This window comes from Chloroflexota bacterium, from assembly GCA_013152435.1.
In the GTDB taxonomy this organism is placed as follows: domain Bacteria; phylum Chloroflexota; class Anaerolineae; order DUEN01; family DUEN01; genus DUEN01.
The window spans coordinates 47565-68923 of the sequence record JAADGJ010000037.1 but is presented as its reverse complement, the minus strand read 5'-3'; the positions used below and the strand labels follow the sequence as shown (position 1 = coordinate 68923).

18 protein-coding genes are annotated in these 21359 nt (G+C 64.1%); 9 read left to right on the top strand and 9 right to left on the bottom strand.

Annotated features, from left to right (window positions below; genetic code table 11):
* Positions 1–9: 9 nt before the first annotated feature.
* Complete coding sequence (gene gyrB / locus GXP39_04880) at positions 10–1935, top strand: DNA topoisomerase (ATP-hydrolyzing) subunit B (GenBank protein NOZ27374.1); 1926 nt, start codon at positions 10–12, stop codon at positions 1933–1935.
* A 408-nt stretch (positions 1936–2343) separates the two neighbouring features.
* Positions 2344–4800: an endonuclease MutS2 gene (locus tag GXP39_04875; GenBank protein ID NOZ27373.1), complete on the top strand. Its 2457-nt coding sequence runs from the start codon at positions 2344–2346 to the stop codon at positions 4798–4800.
* A gap of 99 nt (positions 4801–4899) precedes the next feature.
* Here GXP39_04875 and GXP39_04870 read toward each other — a convergent pair whose 3' ends face one another.
* From GXP39_04870 to GXP39_04840, 7 genes are all read right to left on the bottom strand, one after another.
* On the bottom strand, positions 4900–6120 hold the full coding sequence (locus GXP39_04870) for a glycosyltransferase (GenBank protein ID NOZ27372.1): 1221 nt from the start codon (positions 6118–6120) through the stop codon (positions 4900–4902).
* Between the two features lie 266 nt (positions 6121–6386).
* Positions 6387–7631, bottom strand: coding sequence for a YgeY family selenium metabolism-linked hydrolase (locus tag GXP39_04865; protein NOZ27371.1), 1245 nt, complete (start codon positions 7629–7631; stop codon positions 6387–6389).
* A 77-nt stretch (positions 7632–7708) separates the two neighbouring features.
* Positions 7709–9184 carry an undecaprenyl-phosphate glucose phosphotransferase gene (locus GXP39_04860; protein ID NOZ27370.1) on the bottom strand — a complete coding sequence of 492 codons (1476 nt, stop codon included), beginning with the start codon at positions 9182–9184 and terminating at the stop codon, positions 7709–7711.
* Positions 9129–9878: a glycosyltransferase family 4 protein gene (locus GXP39_04855; protein ID NOZ27369.1), complete on the bottom strand. Its 750-nt coding sequence runs from the start codon at positions 9876–9878 to the stop codon at positions 9129–9131. Before GXP39_04855 ends, GXP39_04860 begins: the two co-directional genes overlap by 56 nt.
* Positions 9875–10288, bottom strand: coding sequence for a glycosyltransferase family 4 protein (locus GXP39_04850; GenBank protein ID NOZ27368.1), 414 nt, complete (start codon positions 10286–10288; stop codon positions 9875–9877). Before GXP39_04850 ends, GXP39_04855 begins: the two co-directional genes overlap by 4 nt.
* A 46-nt stretch (positions 10289–10334) precedes the next feature.
* Positions 10335–11435 (bottom strand): glycosyltransferase family 4 protein, encoded by a 1101-nt coding sequence (locus GXP39_04845; GenBank protein NOZ27367.1) that lies wholly within the window; start codon positions 11433–11435, stop codon positions 10335–10337.
* Between the two features lie 53 nt (positions 11436–11488).
* Entirely contained in the window at positions 11489–12676 is a 1188-nt protein-coding gene (locus GXP39_04840; protein ID NOZ27366.1) for an MFS transporter, read from the bottom strand.
* Between the two features lie 671 nt (positions 12677–13347).
* Here GXP39_04840 and GXP39_04835 point away from each other — a divergent pair.
* The 7 genes from GXP39_04835 (at position 13348) to GXP39_04805 (ending at position 19953) form a co-directional block, all read left to right on the top strand.
* Complete coding sequence (locus GXP39_04835; protein ID NOZ27365.1) at positions 13348–14997, top strand: ribonuclease J; 1650 nt, start codon at positions 13348–13350, stop codon at positions 14995–14997.
* A gap of 525 nt (positions 14998–15522) precedes the next feature.
* Positions 15523–16116 carry a hypothetical protein gene (locus tag GXP39_04830; protein NOZ27364.1) on the top strand — a complete coding sequence of 198 codons (594 nt, stop codon included), beginning with the start codon at positions 15523–15525 and terminating at the stop codon, positions 16114–16116.
* 171 nt (positions 16117–16287) lie between these two features.
* Positions 16288–16875: an HDIG domain-containing protein gene (locus tag GXP39_04825; protein ID NOZ27363.1), complete on the top strand. Its 588-nt coding sequence runs from the start codon at positions 16288–16290 to the stop codon at positions 16873–16875.
* A 13-nt stretch (positions 16876–16888) separates the two neighbouring features.
* Positions 16889–17344, top strand: a complete 456-nt coding sequence (locus GXP39_04820; protein ID NOZ27362.1) for a hypothetical protein — start codon at positions 16889–16891, stop codon at positions 17342–17344.
* A 94-nt stretch (positions 17345–17438) separates the two neighbouring features.
* Entirely contained in the window at positions 17439–17693 is a 255-nt protein-coding gene (locus GXP39_04815) for a hypothetical protein (protein NOZ27361.1), read from the top strand.
* Positions 17694–17717: 24 nt separating this feature from the next.
* Complete coding sequence (locus GXP39_04810; protein ID NOZ27360.1) at positions 17718–18422, top strand: CPBP family intramembrane metalloprotease; 705 nt, start codon at positions 17718–17720, stop codon at positions 18420–18422.
* A 205-nt stretch (positions 18423–18627) separates the two neighbouring features.
* Positions 18628–19953 carry a LysM peptidoglycan-binding domain-containing protein gene (locus tag GXP39_04805; GenBank protein NOZ27359.1) on the top strand — a complete coding sequence of 442 codons (1326 nt, stop codon included), beginning with the start codon at positions 18628–18630 and terminating at the stop codon, positions 19951–19953.
* A gap of 239 nt (positions 19954–20192) precedes the next feature.
* Here GXP39_04805 and GXP39_04800 read toward each other — a convergent pair whose 3' ends face one another.
* Positions 20193–20897 carry a PHP domain-containing protein gene (locus GXP39_04800; GenBank protein ID NOZ27358.1) on the bottom strand — a complete coding sequence of 235 codons (705 nt, stop codon included), beginning with the start codon at positions 20895–20897 and terminating at the stop codon, positions 20193–20195.
* Positions 20894–21214 (bottom strand): hypothetical protein, encoded by a 321-nt coding sequence (locus tag GXP39_04795; GenBank protein NOZ27357.1) that lies wholly within the window; start codon positions 21212–21214, stop codon positions 20894–20896. The genes GXP39_04800 and GXP39_04795 overlap by 4 nt, the downstream gene beginning before the upstream one ends.
* Between the last annotated feature and the right edge of the window lie 145 nt (positions 21215–21359).

The following is a 21359-nucleotide window of genomic DNA, read 5'->3' as shown; positions in this document are numbered from 1 at the left end:
GAGGCAACCGTGGCAGGACGAAACGGAAATAAGAATAACGAGCACTACGATGCCAGCGATATCCAGGTACTCGAGGGGCTGGAGGCGGTGCGTCGTCGGCCGGGCATGTACATCGGCTCGACGGACGTGCGCGGCCTCCATCATCTCGTCCTGGAGATCGTGGATAATTCGATCGATGAGGCCCTGGCCGGGGCCTGCGATCGCATAGAGGTCACCATCCATAAGAACGGCGCGGTGACCGTGCAGGACAACGGGCGTGGTATCCCGGTGGGCATTCATCCGCAGACCGGCCGCCCGGCCGTGGAAGTGGTGATGACGACCCTGCATGCCGGTGGCAAGTTCGGCGGCAGCGGCTACAAGGTCGCCTCCGGCCTGCACGGCGTCGGCGCCTCCGCGGTGAACGCCCTCTCCGAGTGGCTGGAGATCGAGGTCAAGCAGAAGGGGCACATCTGGCGCCAGCGCTACGAGAGGGGGCGCCCCGTGACGGATCTGGAGATCGTCGGCGATGTGCCGGAGGACGAGACCGGGACCAAGACCACCTTCCTGGCGGATACGACGATCTTCAAGGCGGGGCTGGACTACCGGTTCGAGACGCTCGTCCAGCGGTTCCGGGAGATGGCCTTCCTCACCCGTGGGTTAACCATCGTCTTCCGGGATGAGCGGGACGGGCGCGAGATGTCCTTTTACTTTGAGGGAGGCATCCGCTCCTTCGTGCGCTATCTGAACAAGAACCGCAAGGTCCTGCATGAGCCGTTCTATGTGGAGAAGCAGGTCAACGGCACCCAGATCGAGGTTGCCCTTCAGTATACCGACGGATATGCCGAGTCGTTTTACGCCTTCGCCAACAACGTGAATACGGTCGACGGCGGCACGCACGTCACCGGGTTGCGCTCCGCCCTGACGCGTTGTCTGAACGACTACGCTCGGAAGAACGGCTTCCTGAAGGAGAATGAGTCCAACTTCACGGGCGAGGACACGCGCGAGGGGTTGACCGGCATCCTGAACGTCAAGCTTCAGGAGCCTCAGTTCGAGTCGCAGACCAAGGCGAAGTTGGGCAACGCGGAGGTGAAGAGCCAGGTCGAGTCGGTGGTGTACGAGGCGCTCAGCGCCTGGCTGGAACAGAACCCGCGTGAGGCGAAGGCCATCGTCGAGAAGTGTCGGACCTCCGCTCGTGCCCGAGAGGCGGCCCGGCAGGCTCGCGACCTGGTGATCCGCAAGAGCGCCCTGGAGAGCATGACGCTGCCGGGTAAGCTGGCGGATTGCTCGGAGCGCGATCCCATGAAGACGGAACTCTACATCGTCGAGGGGGATTCGGCTGGTGGCTCGGCCAAGCAGGGGCGCGATCGGCGGTTCCAGGCCGTCCTGCCGCTGCGCGGCAAGATCCTCAACGTGGAGAAGGCGCGACTGGATCGGGCGCTGGCGAACAAGGAGATCCAGGCTCTCATCACCGCGCTGGGGTGTGGCGTCGGGGAGCAGTTCGACCTGAACAACCTGCGCTATGGGCGTGTGATCATCATGACGGACGCCGACGTGGATGGCGCCCATATCCGCACGCTGCTCCTGACCCTGTTCTTCCGGTACATGCAGCCGCTCATTGAGAACGGGCATCTGTACATCGCCCAGCCGCCGCTCTATCGCATCCAGGTGGGCAAGGAGCCCATCTACGTATACAGCGAGGAGGAGAAGGAGCAGGTGCTCAAGCGCCTGAATGGGCGGAACGTGACCCTCCAGCGGTATAAAGGGTTGGGCGAGATGAACCCGGAGCAGCTCTGGGAGACGACCATGAACCCCGAGAATCGCACGATCCTTCAGGTGACCCTGGAGGACGCGGCGGCCGCGGATCGGACGTTCGATATGCTGATGGGGTCGGCCGTGCCGCCCCGTAAGCGGTTTATCCAGACGCACGCCCGGCGGGTTCGCAACCTGGACGTGTGATCGTTCAGACCGGTGTGGAAGTGATCGGGGGAGCCAGCCGGCTCCCCCGTTTCGCGTCCGCGGGCCGATGGTGTATCCATCGAAAGGAATACACCAGCGCGCATCGGTAGGGTATCTTTTTGGGTGGAAATGCGGTGGGAGCTTTGAGGGGCGCAGCCCCTCAAAAGAAACCTCTTGGTTTCCGCCCCTCACCTGTCTTGCCCGGCCTCGTCCACCCGAATCAGGCCGGGAGGGGCCGGTGCAGGTCGGAAAAGAGGATATTTTAGCGAGGGGACCTCCCTCCGCACCCCCTGGGGGCTTGCGATGAGCGTCGTGGGTCGTCTCGCGGAATTTCCACCATTTTGAACACACTACCCCGCGAATCGGATGTTTGGTCACCCCTCGCGGCTATGTTATACTGGCGGCGCTATGATGGACGAGAAGGCTTTACACACGCTGGAATTTGATAAAATCCTGGAGCGGTTGGCGGAGCACACCAGCTTCTCCGCCGGGCGTGAGCTGGCCCTGGCCCTCAGGCCTACGGAGGATCCGCAACTGGCCCGTGAGCTGCAGGCGCAGACCGCCGAGGCGCGCTCGCTGTTGGAGCAGAAGACGGATGTTCACATGGGCGGCGTGCACGACGTGCGCCCGTTGCTGCCGCAGGCGGAGCGGTCCGCCATCTTGCTTCCCACGGATTTCCTGAACATTCGCAGCACCCTTTTGCGTGCCCGCTCGATTCAGCGCACGCTGACCCGCCTGCGCGGCCAGTTCCCGCGGCTGGCGACCATCGCCGCCCGGATCGAGCCGTGCGAGCCTCTCATCGATGAGATCGGGCGGTGCATCAATGAGCGCGGCGAGGTGATGGACAGCGCCTCGCCGGCCCTGGCCCGCATACGGAGCGAGAAGCGCATCGCCCACGAGCGGCTGATCGCGCTGCTGGAGCGCATCGTCTCGTCCCCCGCCAACGCGGCGTACCTTCAGGAGCCCATCGTCACGCAACGCCAGGGGAGGTATGTGATCCCTCTGCGTGCTGAGTTCAAGGGACGGATCCCCGGGCTGATCCACGATCAGTCCGCGTCCGGCGCGACCCTCTTCATCGAGCCCCTGGCCGCGGTGGAGCTGAACAATCGCTGGCGGGAGAAGCAGCTGGAGGAGGACAAGGAGGTTCGTCGTATCCTCCTGCAGCTCACCGAGTTGGTCGCCGACGAGGCCGTCTACGTCCAGCGTACTGTGGAGGCGCTGGCCGAGCTAGACCTCATCTTCGCCAAGGCCCGGTACGCGGAGCAACTGGAGGCCCGTGCACCGGAGCTCGTCCCCTTCCGTCGGCCGCGTCGCCCCCGCCACGGACGGCGGGCGCAGGATTCCGGCCGGGAGAACGGGCGTGAGGAGGGGATCCAGCATCCCGGATCGGTGATCGACCTGAAGCGTGCGCGGCATCCCCTGCTCGACCCGGAAACGGTGGTCCCGATCGATGTGCATCTGGGGGATGACTACTTCATCCTGGTCATCACCGGCCCCAATACGGGCGGCAAGACGGTGGCGCTGAAGACGGTGGGGCTGCTGGCGTTGATGGCCCAGGCCGGGCTCCACATCCCGGTCGCGGAGGACTCCCGGCTCACCGTCTTCCAGGGGATCTACGCTGACATCGGGGATGAGCAGTCGATTGAGCAGTCGCTATCCACGTTCTCCTCGCACATGTCCAACATCATCCGCATCCTGGACCGGGCGAACGAGCGCAGCCTGGTGTTGTTGGACGAGCTGGGGGCCGGCACCGATCCGGAGGAGGGCTCCGCGCTGGCCCGGGCGCTGCTCTCCTACCTGCTGCGGCATCGCATTACCACCCTGGCGACCACGCACTACACGGAGCTGAAGGTTTTCGCCCATAGCACGCCAGGGGTGCGCAATGCCAGCGTGGAGTTCGATATTGAGACGCTATCGCCGACCTACAAGTTGAGCATCGGGCTTCCCGGGCGGTCCAACGCCCTGGCCATCGCCCGCCGACTGGGGCTGAACCCGGAGATCGTGGCGGAGGCGGAGGCCATGGTATCCCCGACCTCGCTTCAGGCGGACTCCCTCCTGGCCGAGATCAAGCGCGCTCGCGATGAGGCCCAGGCGATGCTGGCCGAGGCGGGGCGGAAGCTGCGCGCGGCCCAGGCGCTGGAGGCCGACCTGCGCTACCGACTGGCGCGGATCGAGGAGGCGCGCCGGGAGGTGATCAATGAGGCCCGGTCGATCGCCCAGGAGGAGTTGGAGGCCGTGCGGGCTGAGATCGCCCGCCTCAAGCGACGGCTGTCCGTGATCCAGGCGGGAGGGTCCTTGCATGAACAGCTCCTGGCCGAGGCGGAAGCCGAGCTAGCCCGCCGCGCCCAGGAGATGGTGACCGTCGAGGAGTCCGTCGAGCAGCGACAGGAGCGGGGGCAGGAGCCTCCCCTCCGCGAGGGGGAGACCGTCTGGATCCCCTCGCTGCAATCCACCGGCCAGATCGTCGCCCTGGACCCGGATGGCGAGACGGCGGAGGTGCAGATCGGCGCGTTCCGCACGCGACTGCCCCTCTCCCGTCTGGAACGACGTGAGCAGGAGGCCGTCCCCGTGCCTGTGGCTCCGCCCCCCGGCCGGAAGCGCCCTCCGGCCTCTCCGGGGATAGAGCTGGATCTGCGCGGCCAGACGGTCGACGAGATGCTGCCCCGGCTGGAGAAATATCTGGACGACGCGTATCTGGCCGGGCTTCCCTGGGTGCGCATCATCCACGGCAAGGGGACCGGCGCACTGCGTCGCGCCGTGCGTGAGGCGCTGGCGCAGCACCCCCTGGTTGCGGACATGCGCTCCGGCGAGCAGGGGGAGGGAGGGGATGGCGTGACCATCGTGCGGCTGGTCAGCCGGGATTGAGGAGTGGTCGGACGAGGGGCGGCGCGATGCTGCCGCTCCTTCCGGAGCGCGCAAAGTCGATGATAAGAGCGGCCGCCCTGCGGGGCGGCCGTGGCGCGTTCACAGGGCGGGAATCTGCCTGTGGCTGGCCGGCGACGGGCGGCGCGCGGGTAGATCGGCCGGCAGGGATGATCCCGTCCCTGCGCGGGAGGCCAGCTCCAGCAGCTGATCGACGATGGTCAACGTGGCGTCGGGGCGGGCCATCGCTCGGGCTCGCGCCTTCATGCGTGATAGATCCGGGTTGTCGGGGTGTAGCCAGTCGGCGACGATCCGGGCGATCTCCTCCGGCTCCTCGGCGTAGGCTCCGACCCCGTTCTCGACGACGTAGGGGACGTTCCCCTCCTCCTGGCCGGGGATGAACCCGCTGAGGACGATGGGGAGGCCCATGATGAGCGCCTCACTGATGGTGCCAGGGCCAGCTTTGGTGACGATGCAATCGGACGCGAGCATCCAGTCAGGCATGTTGTGTACAAACCCCTGGATGGTTACGGGGATGGGCCAGCTCCGCCTTCGCAGTCGCTCGACCAGCGCCCGATTCCGCCCGCCGATGATGATCATCTGGGCCGTCATGCTCCGGGCCAGCGCGTCGGCCACGGCCGTGGCGATGGGCTCGACGGGGCCCATGCCCTCCCCGCCGCTCACGATGAGCACGGTGGGCAGCTCCGGGCGGAGGCCGAGACGGCGACGCATGGCGGCCTGCTGCTCATGGCCCCCGGGTGGCCGGCGGAACTTCAGGCCGACGGGCATCCCGGTGACCACGACGCGATCCGGCGGCATCCCGTGTTGGACCGCTCGCGATCGGGCGGCCTCCGTGGGCACGCAACAAAGGTCCACCTCCGGGCAGAACCAGGCGGGGGGTGCCGTGACCAGATCGGTCACGACCGTGGCGAAGGGGACATCCAGGCCCGCGCGTCGCAACACCCGCAGGGCAGCGTGGTTGATCAGCGGATGTACGGTCACCACCAGGTCCGGGGCTTGCTGCCGGAAGTAGGCTCCCACCGGTCGGTACGTCAATGACGAGAAGACGGTTTCTATCGCCCGGAGCACCAGGGAACTCTCTCCCAGATGCCAGAGCGTCCTCCAGAGCCACTCTGCATCGTTCACGATGGGGCGGTAGGTGTGTCGTATCTGATTCAACGGCCAGAAGGTGTGCTGAGCGATCAGATCCACGATGATCACATCGACGCGGTCGCCCAGGCGGGCCTGAAACCCCTCGGCCAGGGCCTGGGCGGCGCTCCGGTGTCCACCGCCGGTTTCGGATATCAGGATCAGCACTTTCATCGGTGCTTTCCCGGGAGAATGCCTTGCATCTCTCATATAGTTCATGTAGCTCATGCTTCTTCCTCGCTCTTCGCGTCGTCCCTCTTGCGCTTCGATACGGCCTGGCATCTGTCCTGGATCTGCCCTCTCCAACCCTGATGCGAACTCGGAGCGGACCCGGACGTAAGCCATCCGTCTACAGGCGAGGGCTGACAAGAAAAAAGGTACACTGGACAAGCCAATGTACCTGTATGCAGGATCTTCGGATGTCCGACGTTTGCAGTCCGTCAGCGGGACGGAGTCGTCAGGATCTCTTGGGCCATGTTCGCATACACGTGCGCCGCCTGGATCACATCGTCCAGGCGGATGCGCTCATCCGCCGTGTGGGCAAGGTGCTCCTCGCCGGGGCCGAAGCCGATGGTGGGGATGCCCATTTCCCCCATGGTGTAAACGCCGTCCGTGGAGAACGACCAGACGCACAAGCGTGGGCGAGTGCCCAGGGATCGCTCCACGGCTCGCAGACCGGCCCGAACCAGCGGATGATCCTCCGGCATCAGCCAGGCCGGGTAGTATTCGCGCCCGTGCAGCCGTTGGCCGGTGTAGGTGACCATCTCAAACTCGGGTACGATCACCTCCGCGCGCACGTCCTCCCGTTGGATGATCTGCTGGATCTCCGCCAGCGCACGCGCCTCCGTCTCGCCCAGCGTCAGCCGGCGATCGAGCACGAAGGTGCACTGATCCGGGATGACATTGCGGCTCCCGCTCTCGCTCTCGATCTGCGTCACGGCCACGGAGCCGCTGCCCAGGACCGGATCGTTCACCGTCAGCTGTCGGGCCAGGAGCTCGATCCCAAAGATCAGCCGGGTGGCGGCGTAGATGGCGTTGTCGCCCAGGTCCGGCGTGGAGGCGTGACAGGAACGGCCGTGTGTCGTGACCCGCATCTCCAGCCGGCCGCGCTGGCCGCGGCTGATACGTAGATGGGTGGGCTCGCCCAGGACCACGAAATCGGGGTGGAGGCCCTCCTCTTCGACCAGCCAGCGCATCGCCGTCCCCTCCGCTGGCTCCTCTTGCACCACGCCCACCACGTAGAGGTCACCGGGAAGCCATGCTCCCGCGTCCAGCAGCAGCTTCGCCCCGTAGACCATGGCCGCCAGTGCGCCCTTCATGTCCACCACGCCGCGACCGAACAGGAAGCCATCCTCGATCTCGGCGCCGAACGGATCATGCGACCACGCGGCCAGGTCTCCCACGCCCACATGGTCCATGTGTCCGTTGAAGACCAGTTTGCGGTCGGGGCGGCCGATCCCCGCGCGGCCGATCACATTTCCGGCCCGGTCCACGTAGACTTCGGCGAATCCCACCCGCCTCATCTCCTCGGCCAGGCGTTGGGCGACATCGCCCTCCTGGCCGGAGAAGCTGGGGATCCGCGCCAGATCGCGCAGGAACTCGATGCACGCCGAGCGGTCCGATGATGTCAGACGAGAAAGTATTCCCATGTCGTTGAGTCGCGTCGATCGTATGACGAAGTTCACGGCGTCTCCGCCTCACCGTCCGAGGGGGCGTTCCCGTTCCGCTGCCGACACCGCGCCGGCGGGACAGGAGCGCCGCGTTAGTACGCCCCCTCGCCTAGTAGCACCAGCGGGATCGTCTTCAGCATGATGCGCAGGTCCAGCAGGGGGGACCAGTTCTCCACATAGTAGATGTCCAGCAGGACCATCTCGTCGAAGGAGAGCTTGCTGCGTCCGCTGACCTGCCACAATCCGGTGATCCCCGGCGACACCTCCAATCGTTTCTTGTGCCATTCCTGATACTGCGCGACCTCGCTGGGCAGGGCCGGTCGCGGCCCCACCAGGCTCATCTCGCCGCGCAACACGTTGAAGAGCTGGGGGAGCTCATCCAGGCTGGACCGTCGCAGGAAGCGCCCGACTCGCGTCCTGCGGGGGTCATCCCTGATCTTAAAGATGGGGCCGTCCGCCTCGTTGAGCTCATCCAGCTGAGCGCGGATCTCCTCCGCGTTGACCACCATGGAGCGGAACTTGTATATGGTAAAGGGCTTCCCCCCACGCCCCACTCGCGTCTGTCGGAACAGCACGGGGCCGGGTGAGTCCAGGCGGATCGCCAGCGCGATGAGCGCCATCAGGGGGGCGAGCAGGATCGTGCCCAGCCCGGCGATGGTGATATCCATGGCCCGCTTGATCAGCCGGTCCCAGCTGGTCAGGGTGCCCTCTCGCACGCTCAGGAGCGGGATGCCGGCGACCTGATCCAGATGCACGCGGTTCAGGCTGAGTTGCAGCAGATCCGGGACGATCCGCACGCGTACGCCGGCCCGCCCCGCCTCGGAGATCACGCGGGCGATCCGTCCGTGGTACTGCCATGGCAGCGCCACGATGACCTCGTCGACCCGGTACGTCGAGAGGATCCGGGTCAGGTTGTCGATGCCGCCCAGCGCTTTAAAGGGCCCGATGTCCCGTCGGCCCCTCTCCGGATTATCATCCAGGAAGCCCAGCACCCGATATCCATATTCCGGTTGGGCCACCAGGTTGCGCAGCACGGTGAGCCCTGTTTCGCCGACGCCCACGATCAGGACGTGATCCACGCCGACGCCGCGCCTGCGCAGGCGGGCGACCACGACGGACTTGACGGCGCGCGAGAACGCGAGCACGGAGGGGATCAGAACGGCCGCGTAGAGAAAGATCAGGCGAGAGTAGAACAGCGGGCGGTAGAAGAACGTGACGACCACCATGATGATGATGCCGGTCGTCGTGCCGTTCACGATGGCGTAGACCTCATCGAGCCAGGTGGCGCCACGACGCAGGCTGTACACTCCCTCCAGGCGGAACGCGATCAGGAGGAGGAAGGTCAGGACCACGACGAAGGGAAGATAGGCCTGATAGCTGGTGTTATAGGCCGGATCCACCGCCCGGAACCACTGCAGGTCGTATCGAATCCAGTACGCGATGGCGAACGCGACGTTGATGAGCACCGCGTCGGAGACGATCAGCAGCAGCCCCAACCAACGATGGAACCGTTTACTGGCCGGGTGGGGTCTTTCCCAGGGCCAGGTGATAGGCAGCGATAGTCTCACGTGCCGTTCGCTCCCAGGAGAATAGGCGGGCGCGCTCCAGGCCGGCCTCGCGCAGCTGCCGGCGCAGGTCGGCATCCTCTAGCAAACGCGCCAACGCCTCGGCGATCGCTTCGACGTCATGAGGGTCTACTTTCAACGCTGCGTCGCCGACCACTTCTGGTAGGGAAGATGTATTCGATGTGATCACAGGCGTCCCACAAGCCATCGCCTCCAGCGGAGGCAGACCGAAACCCTCGTACAGGGATGGATAAAGAAATACCTCTGCCGCTCGATACCAGTCGGGTAACTCGGCGGAGGGGATATATCCCGGGAATCGCACCCGGTCCGTGATCCCCAGCTCCTGCACCCGGCTGAAGATCTGCTCATAATACCACCCCTTGGCGCCACCCAGGATCAGCCAGGTCGTCCGGTCACCCGTCGCCTGGATCCACCGGGCAAACGCCTCCACCGCCGCGATCACGTTCTTGCGCGGCTCCAGGGTGCCCAGGTACAGCACGAAACGTTCAGGCAGGCCTCGCCGCCTGCGAAATGCCTCCACCGCCTCCGGTGGCGCCGGGCGATAGACCTTTTCCACGCCGACATGCACTACGGAGATACGCTCGCTCGGGATGTTCCAGGTTTGCACCAGATCATCCCGGGTGCTGAACGAGTCGGCGATGATCCGTCTCGCCCGCAGCACGCTGCGGCGCGTCATCGGTACAGGCGATTCAGCGGCCGGAACGCCTCAGGATAGCGTACGAAACTGAGATCGTGGACGGTGACGACGGTGGGGCAGGGCGCAACGATGGGAGTTACATACGCCAGCGCATGTAGTAGATGCAACCGCTCCTGTCGGACAACCCACGGCTGCGCGATCTGTTCCCACAGGATCCTTCGCCACGGGCTTTCCGTGGACCAGCAGGAGTAACGCACGGTCAGCCCCGCCGGGGCTTGAAACCGGGTATCCCCTACAAACGCCGTCAGCTGCCACCCAGGAGCGGCGGGAGGTAACGCGTATAGCAACTGCTGGATGTAGCGATGAATCCCCGCGCTACGATACGTCTCGCCCAGGAACAGCAGTTGCGCGTTGAGCCCCACCCGAACGGTCGATTGTTCTAAAACCACATTTCATTATACCACATGGCTCCCAAGGAGCCAGTTTACAACTTGCTCAACGTGAGGAGGCCAGCGCCCGGTAGACCTCGGCCGTTCGGGCGGCCACCCGGGCGTGGGTGAAATGCGCCAGCACGCGCTTCCTCCCGAGGGCGCCCAGGGTGCGACGAAGGTCGACATCCACCTGCAAGCGCATCAGATGCTCGCGAAGCACCCCTTCGTCTCCCTGAGGAAAGAGGAGACCTGCATCGCCGATGACGTTTGGGATCTCGCCGCAGTCCGATCCGATCACGGGGACCTCGCAGGCCATGGCCTCGATCAGGACGCGCCCGAATTGCTCCTTCCAGTTAGGGCGCTCCTGTGAGGGGAGGACCAGGACATGCAGCCCCTGGTAGAAGGCGGGCATGTCCGTGGATTTCAGCCGGGGGAGGAAGGTCACCCGATCCTCGATCCCGAGCGTCCGTGTCATTTCTCGGAGCCGCGGGCGTTCGGGCCCCTCGCCGGCCAGCCGGAGCTCCCACTTCCCCGGTATGCCCGCCATGGCCCGGATCAGGAGCTCCACCCCCTTCTCCGGGATGAGCCCGCCCGCGTATCCCACGGTGAACGGGGCCTCCGGCGGCTCTCCCGGCGTGAACTGGTCGGGATCGACGCCGAATTGAGGGATCACGGAGATGGGGCCTGTGTACCCCTTGGCGCGTAGCACCCGGGCGGCCTCTTGGTTGCCGGCGATGGCATGGTCGGACCGCCGGTAGCAGTCTCGCTCGAACCAGCGGAAGGGTGGCGGATAACGGCGCAGCAGGTTTTGCCAGGTGAAGAAGCAGACGCGAGCGCCGACTCGCCCCGCCTGTCGGACGGCAAGCCATGTGGCCAGATTGTAGGGTTCCTCGTCCACGTGGACGACATCGGGGCGCAGCGTGTGCAGCCATCGGCTGAGCTGAGGGTAGAAGTGGAGATGGTAATGGCCGCTGAGCCAGATGGGCGTGACGATCAATCGGTAGCCGGGAGTGGGCCCGGCCTCCATCCGGACATCCCCGCGCCGATCGCGCCATCTCGGCGGCACGATGGCGACCAGGTCGATGTCCGGATGTCGAGCCAAAGCCTCCAGCTTGCCCCGGTAGGCGGCGATCAGCAGGGCTTTGGATAGGATGACCACGCGCATGGGAGCACCTCTGGGCCCATTATATCGTCCGCCCTCGTGCGGGACAACGTGGGTTATGCCAGATAGAACAGGACGGCGGACAGCGCCATGGAGACGGCCACCAGCCCCAACGCGGCCCCTAACCCCGTCCACATGGAGAGCACGCCCACGAGTGCCGGCACGGTCAAGGCGCCCAGGAATCCCAGCGCGATGAGCAATCCGGACGCCGCGCCGGTGCTGCCCTCGGCCCGTGCGGCCGCGTAGCTCATGATGGTGGGCCACATGCCGCCAAAGGCCAGTCCGCCTATGATGACGGCCAGCAGAGGGCCGGGGATCCCAGGGATCCAGATGAATCCCAGCACCGCGCCGGTGCCTATGGCGCCCGCGATCCCTACCAGGCGCTTCTCATTCCCCGGGCGGAGGAGCCGACTGAACCCGTAGCGCCCCACGATCATCCCGGCCCAGAAGGCGGAGACCACCGTCGCCGAGAGCGCGATGGGCGCGCCGCGTTCGGCCGCCAGGAAGCGGGCGGCCCATGTGGTCATCGCCGCCTCTGCCCCCACGTAACAGACCAGCGCCAGCGCGCAGAGCACCAGCACACGCCGACGCCACCAGGGTTGTCCATCGGTGGGGCGGGATGTGTCCGCTCGAGGCCCCGGGGGCGGATAGGGAGCCCGAGCGACGGTTATGAGCAGGATCACGAAGGCCGCCGACAGTGTGGCGAAGACCCATCGCCATGAGCCCACCGTCGCCAGGATGGCCCCGGCTACCAGGGGGCTGATCAGCGATCCGACGCCGACGAACAGGAAATTGCGGTTGAAAGCCGCCCCGCTGCGTCCGCGATAGGCCAGGGTGAGCAGCACGCTGACCGCGGTCGCCATCCCGCCCGCTCCCCAGTTGATCAGGAACGCGCCGAGGATGAAGATGGCCCAGGCGGGCGCGAGGCCGATGATCAGAGCGGCCGCGAGGAGCATCGCCGCCGTCAGCAGCATTACGCGCCGTGGCCCCCAGTGGTCGGCCAGGGGGCCAATCCCCAGCGCGGCGGTGGCCGCGCCCAGCCCACCCACCAGGGGCAGCAGGCTGGCTCGCGCGTTGTCCAGGCCAAAGGTACTCATCACGGCGGGGAGCACCGCGCCGAAGATGGTGAGCGCTAGCCCTCGGAGCATCAGTGCCACGCGCAGGGCGCGCTCCAGCCTCCTCGCCTCAAACGGGGTGAAGAGGGGTTGCGTATCTGGGGGATGGTGTTGGGGATGTGCGATCATTCCTCCTCCGCGTCCGGGTCCAGGCCGGATTCTATAGGCGATCCTGTAACTCGGCAATTTGGAGGGAGGGCAAGTGCGGAGACTGCCCGGTTGGGGCCTGGAGCGGCTTCCAGCTCCCCAAGGCGGGGGAAGATCTGAGGGTCGCGTCCTTCCGGAAAAGTGGGATTTCCGTGGAGGGGAGGCCCCCTCTACACCTCCCCCTGTGGAGCTGGTCGTTGAGGGGAACCCTCAGACATCTTGCCGGTAAATTTTCAGACACGCTCTCACGTTCCCGTGGGGCTGTCACAACGGGCCTCCCCGAAATTGACGTAAAGCCCTTCTTACGGTATAGTAGTGTCGAAGCATACTTTGCCACGTGTAGCGATCCGCCGCGAAGAGGCAGTTGACTTCGCGGTGTTTTGTTGTGAGCGACATTTGCGGCACGGGCCTACGCCGGGGTCGCCTCGGATATGATGGCGAAGCCCAAAGCGTTTGAGGATCAGAGAGATGATCGACGATGGTCTGCCTGATAAGCGGATCACGGTGTGAGATCCATACTGGTTGAAATCACGATGCACTTTCAAACCCCGGCGCGATGGCCGGGGTTATTGATTCATAGACTTTGAAGAGAAATGGAAAACCAACACGGGTCCAGACAGGGACCGTGATGTTTCAGGAGGAAGGAAACGACAATGAGTAAGGTATTACGTATTGTTCCCCTAGGAGGTCTGGGGGAAATCGGTAAGAACATGATGGCCATTGAATACGGTCAGGATATATTGATCGTTGACGTGGGTGTCATGTTCCCGGAGAACGACATGTGGGGCGTGGATCTGGTGATCCCGGATTGGTCGTATCTACGGGATAAGTTCGATCGGGTGGTCGGCATCGTCATCACCCACGGTCACGAGGATCACATCGGCGCGCTGCCCTATCTGTTGCAGGAGATGCAGGCTCCGGTCTATGCCACGCGCCTTGCCTTTGGGTTCATCGAGGGTAAGTTGAAGCGACAGGGCCTGGCCAACACGACGGCGCTTCACACCGTCCAGGTGGGGGATCAGATCTCGATCGGCGCGTTCCAGGTGGAGTTCCTGGCCATGAATCACTCCATCCCGGATGGGGTGGGGCTCGCGATCCGTACGCCGGTGGGCTTGTTGATTCACTCTGGGGACTTCAAGTTCGATTACACCCCGACGCATGGAGTGGGGGCGGATTTCGGGCGGTTGGCCGAGCTGGGACGCGAGGGTGTGTTGGCGCTGATGGCCGACTCCACCGGCGCGGAGCGTCCGGGGTTCACCCCGTCGGAGAAGGTGATCGACCCGGTATTCGATGAGATCTTCCGGGACGCGCCGGGGCGCATCATCATCGCCACGTTCTCCTCGTTGATCTCCCGGGTGCAGCAGGTCATCAACTGCGCTGCCCGACACGATCGCAAGATCGCGTTGGCCGGGTACTCTCTGCTGGAGAACGTCCGCATGGCTCAGAAGCTGGGCTATCTGGACGTCCCGGCCGGGACCCTGGTCTCGCTGGAGGAGATCCGGCGCTTGCCCCCGGAGCAGGTCGTGCTGCTGGTCACCGGCAGCCAGGGCGAGCCCGGGGCGGCGCTGGCGCGCATCGCACGCGGCGCCCATCGCGACATCAACATCATACCGGGGGATACGGTCATTCTTTCGGCCAATCCGATTCCGGGCAATGAGGAAGTGGTGGCGCGGGTGATCAACAAGCTGTTCCAGCGCGGCGCAGAGGTGATCTATCCTCCGTTGGCGCAGGTGCATGTCTCCGGACACGCCAGCCAGGAGGAGCAGAAGCTGTTGTTGGCTTTGGTCAAGCCCAAGTATTTCATCCCGATTCACGGGGAGCTGCGTCACTTGCACGCCCACGCGCGCACGGCCAGGATGCTGGGCATGTCGCCGGAGAACATCTTCGTCGTGGAGAACGGCACGGTCATCGAGTTCGAGGACGGCGTTGGCCGGGTGGGCGAGCGTGTGCCCGGCGGCTACGTCTTCGTGGACGGTTCCGGCGTCGGGGACATCGGGCCGGCGGTGCTTCGAGACCGGGAGGCCCTGGCCCGGGATGGCTTCGTCATCGCCGTCGTCCCCGTCGATCAGGCCACCGGCGAGCCGGCCGGGCCGCCGGAGCTGGTGAGCCGAGGATTCGTCTACCTGCGCGAAGCCGGTGACCTCCTGGACGAGGCCGCGCGACGGGTGGAGCGGGCGCTTCTGGACAGCTCGTGCTGCTCGCCCCGGGCCGTTGAGAGCACCGTCAAGGACGTGCTGGGCAAGTTCCTGTACGACGAGACGCATCGACGTCCCATGATCTTGCCGGTGGTCACCGAGGTGTGATGGTGCCCTGTGCGCCTACGCAGAACAGGGGGAGGATATGCTATGTATCCTCCCCTTTTTCTATGCGGATCGGTACCGCCCGGTGACAGCGTTTCAGTCGAATTTATGTTACGTTTATGACATTTCCAGCCGTATGGAGGTATACCGTATGAGGGAAGTTACCCTCACCCGTGGGCATGGGTAGGCCCTGCGATCGGTGGGCATGCGGCTTTTGCGGCCGGCGTGGGCGCTTCGTGATCCTCCTGCACGCCGATGAGGCCGTGGGGAACTTCGCCAGGGGACGCCATACGAGTGATGGCGTCTGAGCGCGTCGCCTGAGGGCGGCGCGCTCCTTCTGCGATTGACCGGGGCTGCAGGGGAATGCCCTCCCCTCCCGCCCACGGATCTATGTGGCGCTACAAAAGGGCAGACGGCTGCCGAGTCAGGGAGTGTAAGCTGATTGCAAGGGATCTTCATTGACGGCGACAAATATACCTGGTATAGTATCTGTGGAATCTGATAAACGAAGCGAAAGGAAACACAGGTATGGTGATCAGGAAGTCCCGATTCGCGATAGCGTTTCTGCTGGCTTGCCTGATGCTGTCGACGATACTCATCACCGGTGCGCTGGCCGATGAGCAGACCCCCGGCGGGGTCACCTCCAGCATCGGCGTGATCCATGCGGTGCCGCCCGTCACCTCCTCTACGGCGGTGGATGCTTTTGAATGTGATGACGTGCCCGAGGAGGCGAAGCTCATTGAGGTCGATGGCGACGCGCAATTCCATCTGTTCGGCGTTCCCGGTGATGTGGATTGGGTATCCTTTGAGGCCAAGGCGGGGCAGTATTATTTGATCGCTACGGAAGGTTTGTTGGGCGATACGGATCCGGTTCTGGCCCTATTCACGGCCGATGAAGTGCCCCAATTGCTGGCCGAGAACGATGATTTTGCGGGAAGCAAGGCCGCCCGATTGATCTGGCAGGCTCCTGAGACAGGGCGTTACCTGGTGCGCGTGGCGGAGAAGGAGAACCGGTTTGGGATCAACATCGGCTATCGCTTGTTCATCAGCGCGGGCGAGAGCGATTCAGACAGCGGCTTGAGAAAGGTCACACCTCCTATCCCACCCAGAATGAGGATGTGATCCGGTCCAAATACTTACACCTCCATCAACCGTCAGGAAGTGTACAGGCCGCCGCAACTGCGGCGGCCTGTACGCGTATTCCTGCCGCCGGCCCAGCCCCAGGCGCTTGCTCGTCACCCTTCCCTGTGCTATCATCGTTCCCAGTTCACACATCACTGCGGGAGGAGCGTGATGGCTCGACCGACCCGAGAAGAGGCGTGGAACCTGGTGTGCGAGTGGGTTTCGTCCGATAGCCTGCGGAAACATCTCCTGGCCGTGGAGGCCGCCATGCGCGCATACGCGCGCAAGTATGGAGAGGATGAGGAGCTCTGGGGGATCACCGGGCTGGTGCACGATCTGGACTTCGAGCGCTATCCGGACATGAACGATCCGGAGAACGGTCACCCTCGCGCGGCCCTGCGCGTGCTCCGGGAGCTTCAGTGGCCGGAGGAGCTCATCCACGCGGTCGAGGCGCATGCGGAACACCTCAACGTGCCCCGGGAGAGCTTGCTGGACAAGACGCTGATGGCCGTCGATGAGCTTACTGGGCTCATCATGGCCGTGGGCTACGTGCGCCCTTCCAAGGACCTGCGTGATGCCACGGTAAAGTCCGTGCGCAAGAAGTGGAAGAGCAAGGCCTTTGCCGCGGCGATCAATCGCCAGGATATCGAGCGTTTCACGGCCGACCTGGGCGAGGATCTGAATGATCACATCGCGCTGGTTCTGAAGGCGATGCAGGATATCGCCTCCGACCTGGGTCTGGACGGACGACAGGCATAAGGCAGGTATACTGGTGCGAAGCAGTGAGTTCATGCGGCAACTCCCGGGGGCGATCACACGCTATCTCCCGCCGGGGTTGCCGCGTTTCCAACATCGGGTGTGGAGCTTCGGCTGCCAGCTTTACGAGGATATCCCTCGTTTGCACTACGAGGTCGTTCGCACGAGCCTGCGGTTCGGCGATCGGCTGGAGCTCGGGCTGCACTTCGAGAGCCGCTCCTCGCAGGAGAACCAGGCGTTGCTGGCCTATTTCCAGGCCCATCTGGTGGAGGTAAAGGCGGCGCTGGGCGAGGGGTTCGAGGCGGAGCCGTGGGATCGGGGGTGGACGAAGGTGTACGAGACGATCCCGCTCCAGCCCTATGATGCCGCGTTCCTGGAGCGGGTGGGGGAGCGGATGGCGAGGATCATCACCGTGTTGCATCCCATGTTTCTGGACGCCCGACGGACCGTGCGCGCTCGTCGACCTGAGTGATATATGGTGAGCGGACATGGGTAGTGCGATCGTGGATTCGGGCGTATGTGGATTTCGGTCCGAGGTGTGTGTGGCCTCCCAGGACGGCGCGGGGGTGCGAATCACGATTACCAGCCAGTGCGCCAATATCACGCGGCTGGCGGACGCGCTGGATGGGCGAATCCTGGATGGGTTTCAGGAGGTGATACGGCCAAGAGATGAGAATGGGGACACCCCATTGCAGGGACTATTTCGGAAGACGATCCCCCATCCCGGCTGTCCGGTGTACAGTGGCATTGTGAAGGCGATCGAGGTCACGTTGGGCATGGCCTTGCCGGCAGATGCCCACATCCGGATATCCGGTCGTTAGGTACTTCTTTGGGGAAGGAAAGAAATGGAACATGCGAGCGTAGAAAGATGGGGTCACCGGACATGGTTTCAGCAGAACCGCCTTGTGTGGGGGATCATCCTGGTTCTTGTGTTCTCGCTAGGGCGTTTCTCCCAAACCGTTATGTGGCGGCGATGGTTTGATTCCCCTGACTTTCAGACATCGGTCGCTTTCGTGTTCTTTTTGTTGCTTTGGTTTCTTCTCATGGCGATCGGGCTCATCGCGGGGGGCATCGTCTGGTTAACGGGGACGTCGTGGCGAGAATTAGGCTGGAGGAGGGAAGGGGCGGTCAAGGCCATAGGCTTGGGCTTTTTGGGCTTCATTTTGATTTACATCAACGTGGTTGTATGGGCGATGTTGGGGGGGAACATGGAGCCTCCCGAAACACTCGTGCCCAGTTTGTCCCGAATCCTGGTGGTGGCGTTTTTTGCCTTTGGTTTGGCCGCGTGGGTGGAGGAAAATCTCTATCGGGGATATCTGCAGCCGCTGCTGGCGGAGAAGGTGGGAGGTGGGCAGGCGATCATGTGGCAGGCGGTGATCTTTTCCGTGGCCCACCTTGGCTATTTAGGGCATTTCATAGAATTCGCTGCGGCGTTTGTAACGGGCGTTATCTTGGGATGGTTGCGGGAGAGGTCGGGAGGCATCGTGGCCCCCTACGTTGCACACGGATTGTTTTGGATGCTGGGAGCATTTATGGTGGTCTCACCGTGAGGCCCATTCCCGACCGTGCATTCACCCGACTCACCCTCGACGGGTGAGCGCTGCTCTCGTTTGGTGAAGGATATCCCGATGCCTGAGGGGATTCCCCTCTTGTCCATCGTTGGTTGTGAGCGCATCCAGTTTATGCTATACTGGAAACACCTTTCGATTTAAGCCATTCATCGCCCATCTTGTCCGGTCATAAGGAGATGAGCCTATGTTGGTATCTCGACTTCCACGACGGGCCCGGGGGCGCCTGTGCATGAGCCTGTTGATCGTGCTGCTATTGGGGCTGTTGTTGGTGCCGGCCGTCGTCGCCCAGGAGTCCCAGGTCGTGCATGTCGTTCGGCCGGGGGAGACCCTCTATTTCATCGCCGAGCGGTATGGCGTCACGGTGGTGGAGATCATGCGGGCCAACGGGCTGCGCAACCCCAACGTGATCTTCGTGGGGCAGAAGCTGGTGATCCCGGTGGCGGAGGAGACGCCTGCCGCGACCGAGACGGCCACCGTGACCCCGACGCCGGCTGAGGTGCTGATCCACGTCGTGCAGCGTGGACAGACGCTGCAAGGGATCGCGGAGCGCTACAACGTCACCGTGGGCGAGCTGATGCGAGCCAACGGGCTGCGCAACCCCCACCTGATCTTCGTGGGGCAGAAGCTGGTGATCCCCAACGTGCCCGCGCCGACGACCCTGCCGCCCACGACGGTGCCTGAGGCTACACCCACGCCGTCGACGCCGACGCCCGAGGCCATCCCGTCGCCGACGCCGACCCCTGAGCTGCCCCCCTCTGCCGGTGCTCCGACACCGGTTCCCATCGCTCAGCCGCCCGCCCCGGGCGAGTGCGCGTGCGATGAGGTCATCCGCATCCTCAGCCCCGCCCAGAATCAGACGGTCGTGAGCCCGGTGACGGTGACCGGCCTGGCCTCCGCCTTCGAGCAGCAGGTCACGGTGCGGATCCTGGACGAGGCGGGCAAGGAGGTCGGCCTGGGCATCGGGTTCATCGATGCCGATATGGGCCAGCGAGGGCCCTTCACGGCGACCGTCCCGTTCGTCGTGCCTCTGAACACGCAATTCGGCCGCATCCAGGTTTACAGCGTGAGCCCTCGTGATGGCGCCGTAGAGCATCTGAACTCGGTTACCGTGCGGCTGCAAGGGTTGGACCTGGACCCGGTCATCGATCTTCTGAGCGAGGCGATCCGGACCAAGAATTACGACGATCTGCGGGACTTCATGCCGCCCGATGCCTTCTCCATCGGCCTCTATCACGCGGAGGGTCAGGTGTTGACGCCTGATGAGGCCATCGAGCAGCTGAAGGACGTGTATCTCGGCCCGGGCGATGTCACCGTTGATCCCTCCGTTGACGCGCAGGGGTTGTTGGCCGGGCGTGTGACCTTCCCCGCCGATGTGCGCATGATCGTCTATTCCACCGGATGGGGGGAGGACCAGCAGGATGACGGCTTCCTGTTGATCGTGGAGCGTGATGGTCGGGCCTACTGGGGTGGCCTGCTTTACGTTCCCGCCGATCGGATCGATTATCGCTAGACGTGGTTCGTCTCTGCGAGCGAGAAAGAGCCCGCCGGACCATCCGGCGGGCTCTCTCTTTCTTTTGCCTTCGACCTGCCTGGCCTCGGCCTGAGCCCTTCAGGAAGGGCCGAGAAAGGCACGTACAGGCCAGAAAAGTGGGATTTCCGTGGAGGGGAGGACCCTCCACACCTCCCCCTGTGGAGCTGGAGTTGAGGGAGACTCTCAGACATCTTGCCGGTAAATTTTCAGACACGCTCCTAGTGACTTCGTGGTGTGTTTTTCAGATGCATTTGTAGAGTCAGCCACGCGAGTCGGATGCGCTTGAGCGTGAACGTGATGCCGGAGACCCAGTAGGGGGTCTTGCGGTATCCACACGCTTGCCCACGGCGGAGGCGTTCCAGAAACTCACCGGGGGTACGGAAGTCCTCGATCTCCACCCACCCCCGCCCGTACTCGAACGGGAAGTGCGCGTCGCTGCCGGCCCCGATCGCCTTCCCATGGGCCAGGGCCAGCGAGCGTGCCCGGTGGTCATCCGTGGCCAGTGGGATCCGCCCGTTGAATCCCTCGATGATGTCCACCTCCGGCAGCAGGTCCAGCAGGACGGGCCAGCGCAGTCGGGGAGGCACGCCTCGGGCGACCGGATGGGGGATATATACCAGGCCGCCCTGCTCTTTGATCCGGGCGACGGTCTCCGCCGCCGGAAGCCCCGGCGGGATGCGCTCCTGCAGGAAGAGGCCGATGATCTCGCCATCCCGGGTGGTGATCTCCTCTCCGGGGATCACGCGAAAGGTGTCGTCGTGCTGTTCGTCCATCAATTGGAGAGCCCCTGCGATCTCGTTGTGATCCGTGAGGGCGATGCCGTCCAAGCCCGCCCGCCGGGCGAGGTGGATGATCCGCCGGGGTGGCACCAGACAATCATACGAGTGAGAGGAATGGACGTGCAGATCCAGGCGCAGGATCATCGATCGGCTTCGGCTTCATATTCTTCACGGGTGATGATGGTCCCGCCGTGGGCGGTCTGAGTGACCGGCCGTTTGCTGGCATCAAATCGGATCTCGACCTCTACCTGCTGGTAGCAACGCCGCGCTCCCGTCCCCACCAGGAGCTTACGCACATAGTAGCCGCTGGGACGTTCGTCCTCGCCATATTCCACGCTCAGATCATTCGCCAGATTGATGCGGGTGGCGATCACCTCGCCGCATCGGTTGCAGCGCACATACACCCAATACGCGTTGTCATGGACGCCGGCCGCCCCGCCGCTTCCGAAAAGAGCGGCCAGTTTTTTCAGCAACCCCATACCCTCTTCCTCCCGTCGGTGTGCTCTCCCGTGGAAAGGGGACACCGCCGTGATATCGCCCGCGCGGGCGGGCGATTGGACCTATTATATACTGACCGCTGGGGATCTGACCAGTCGGTTGTTGTGG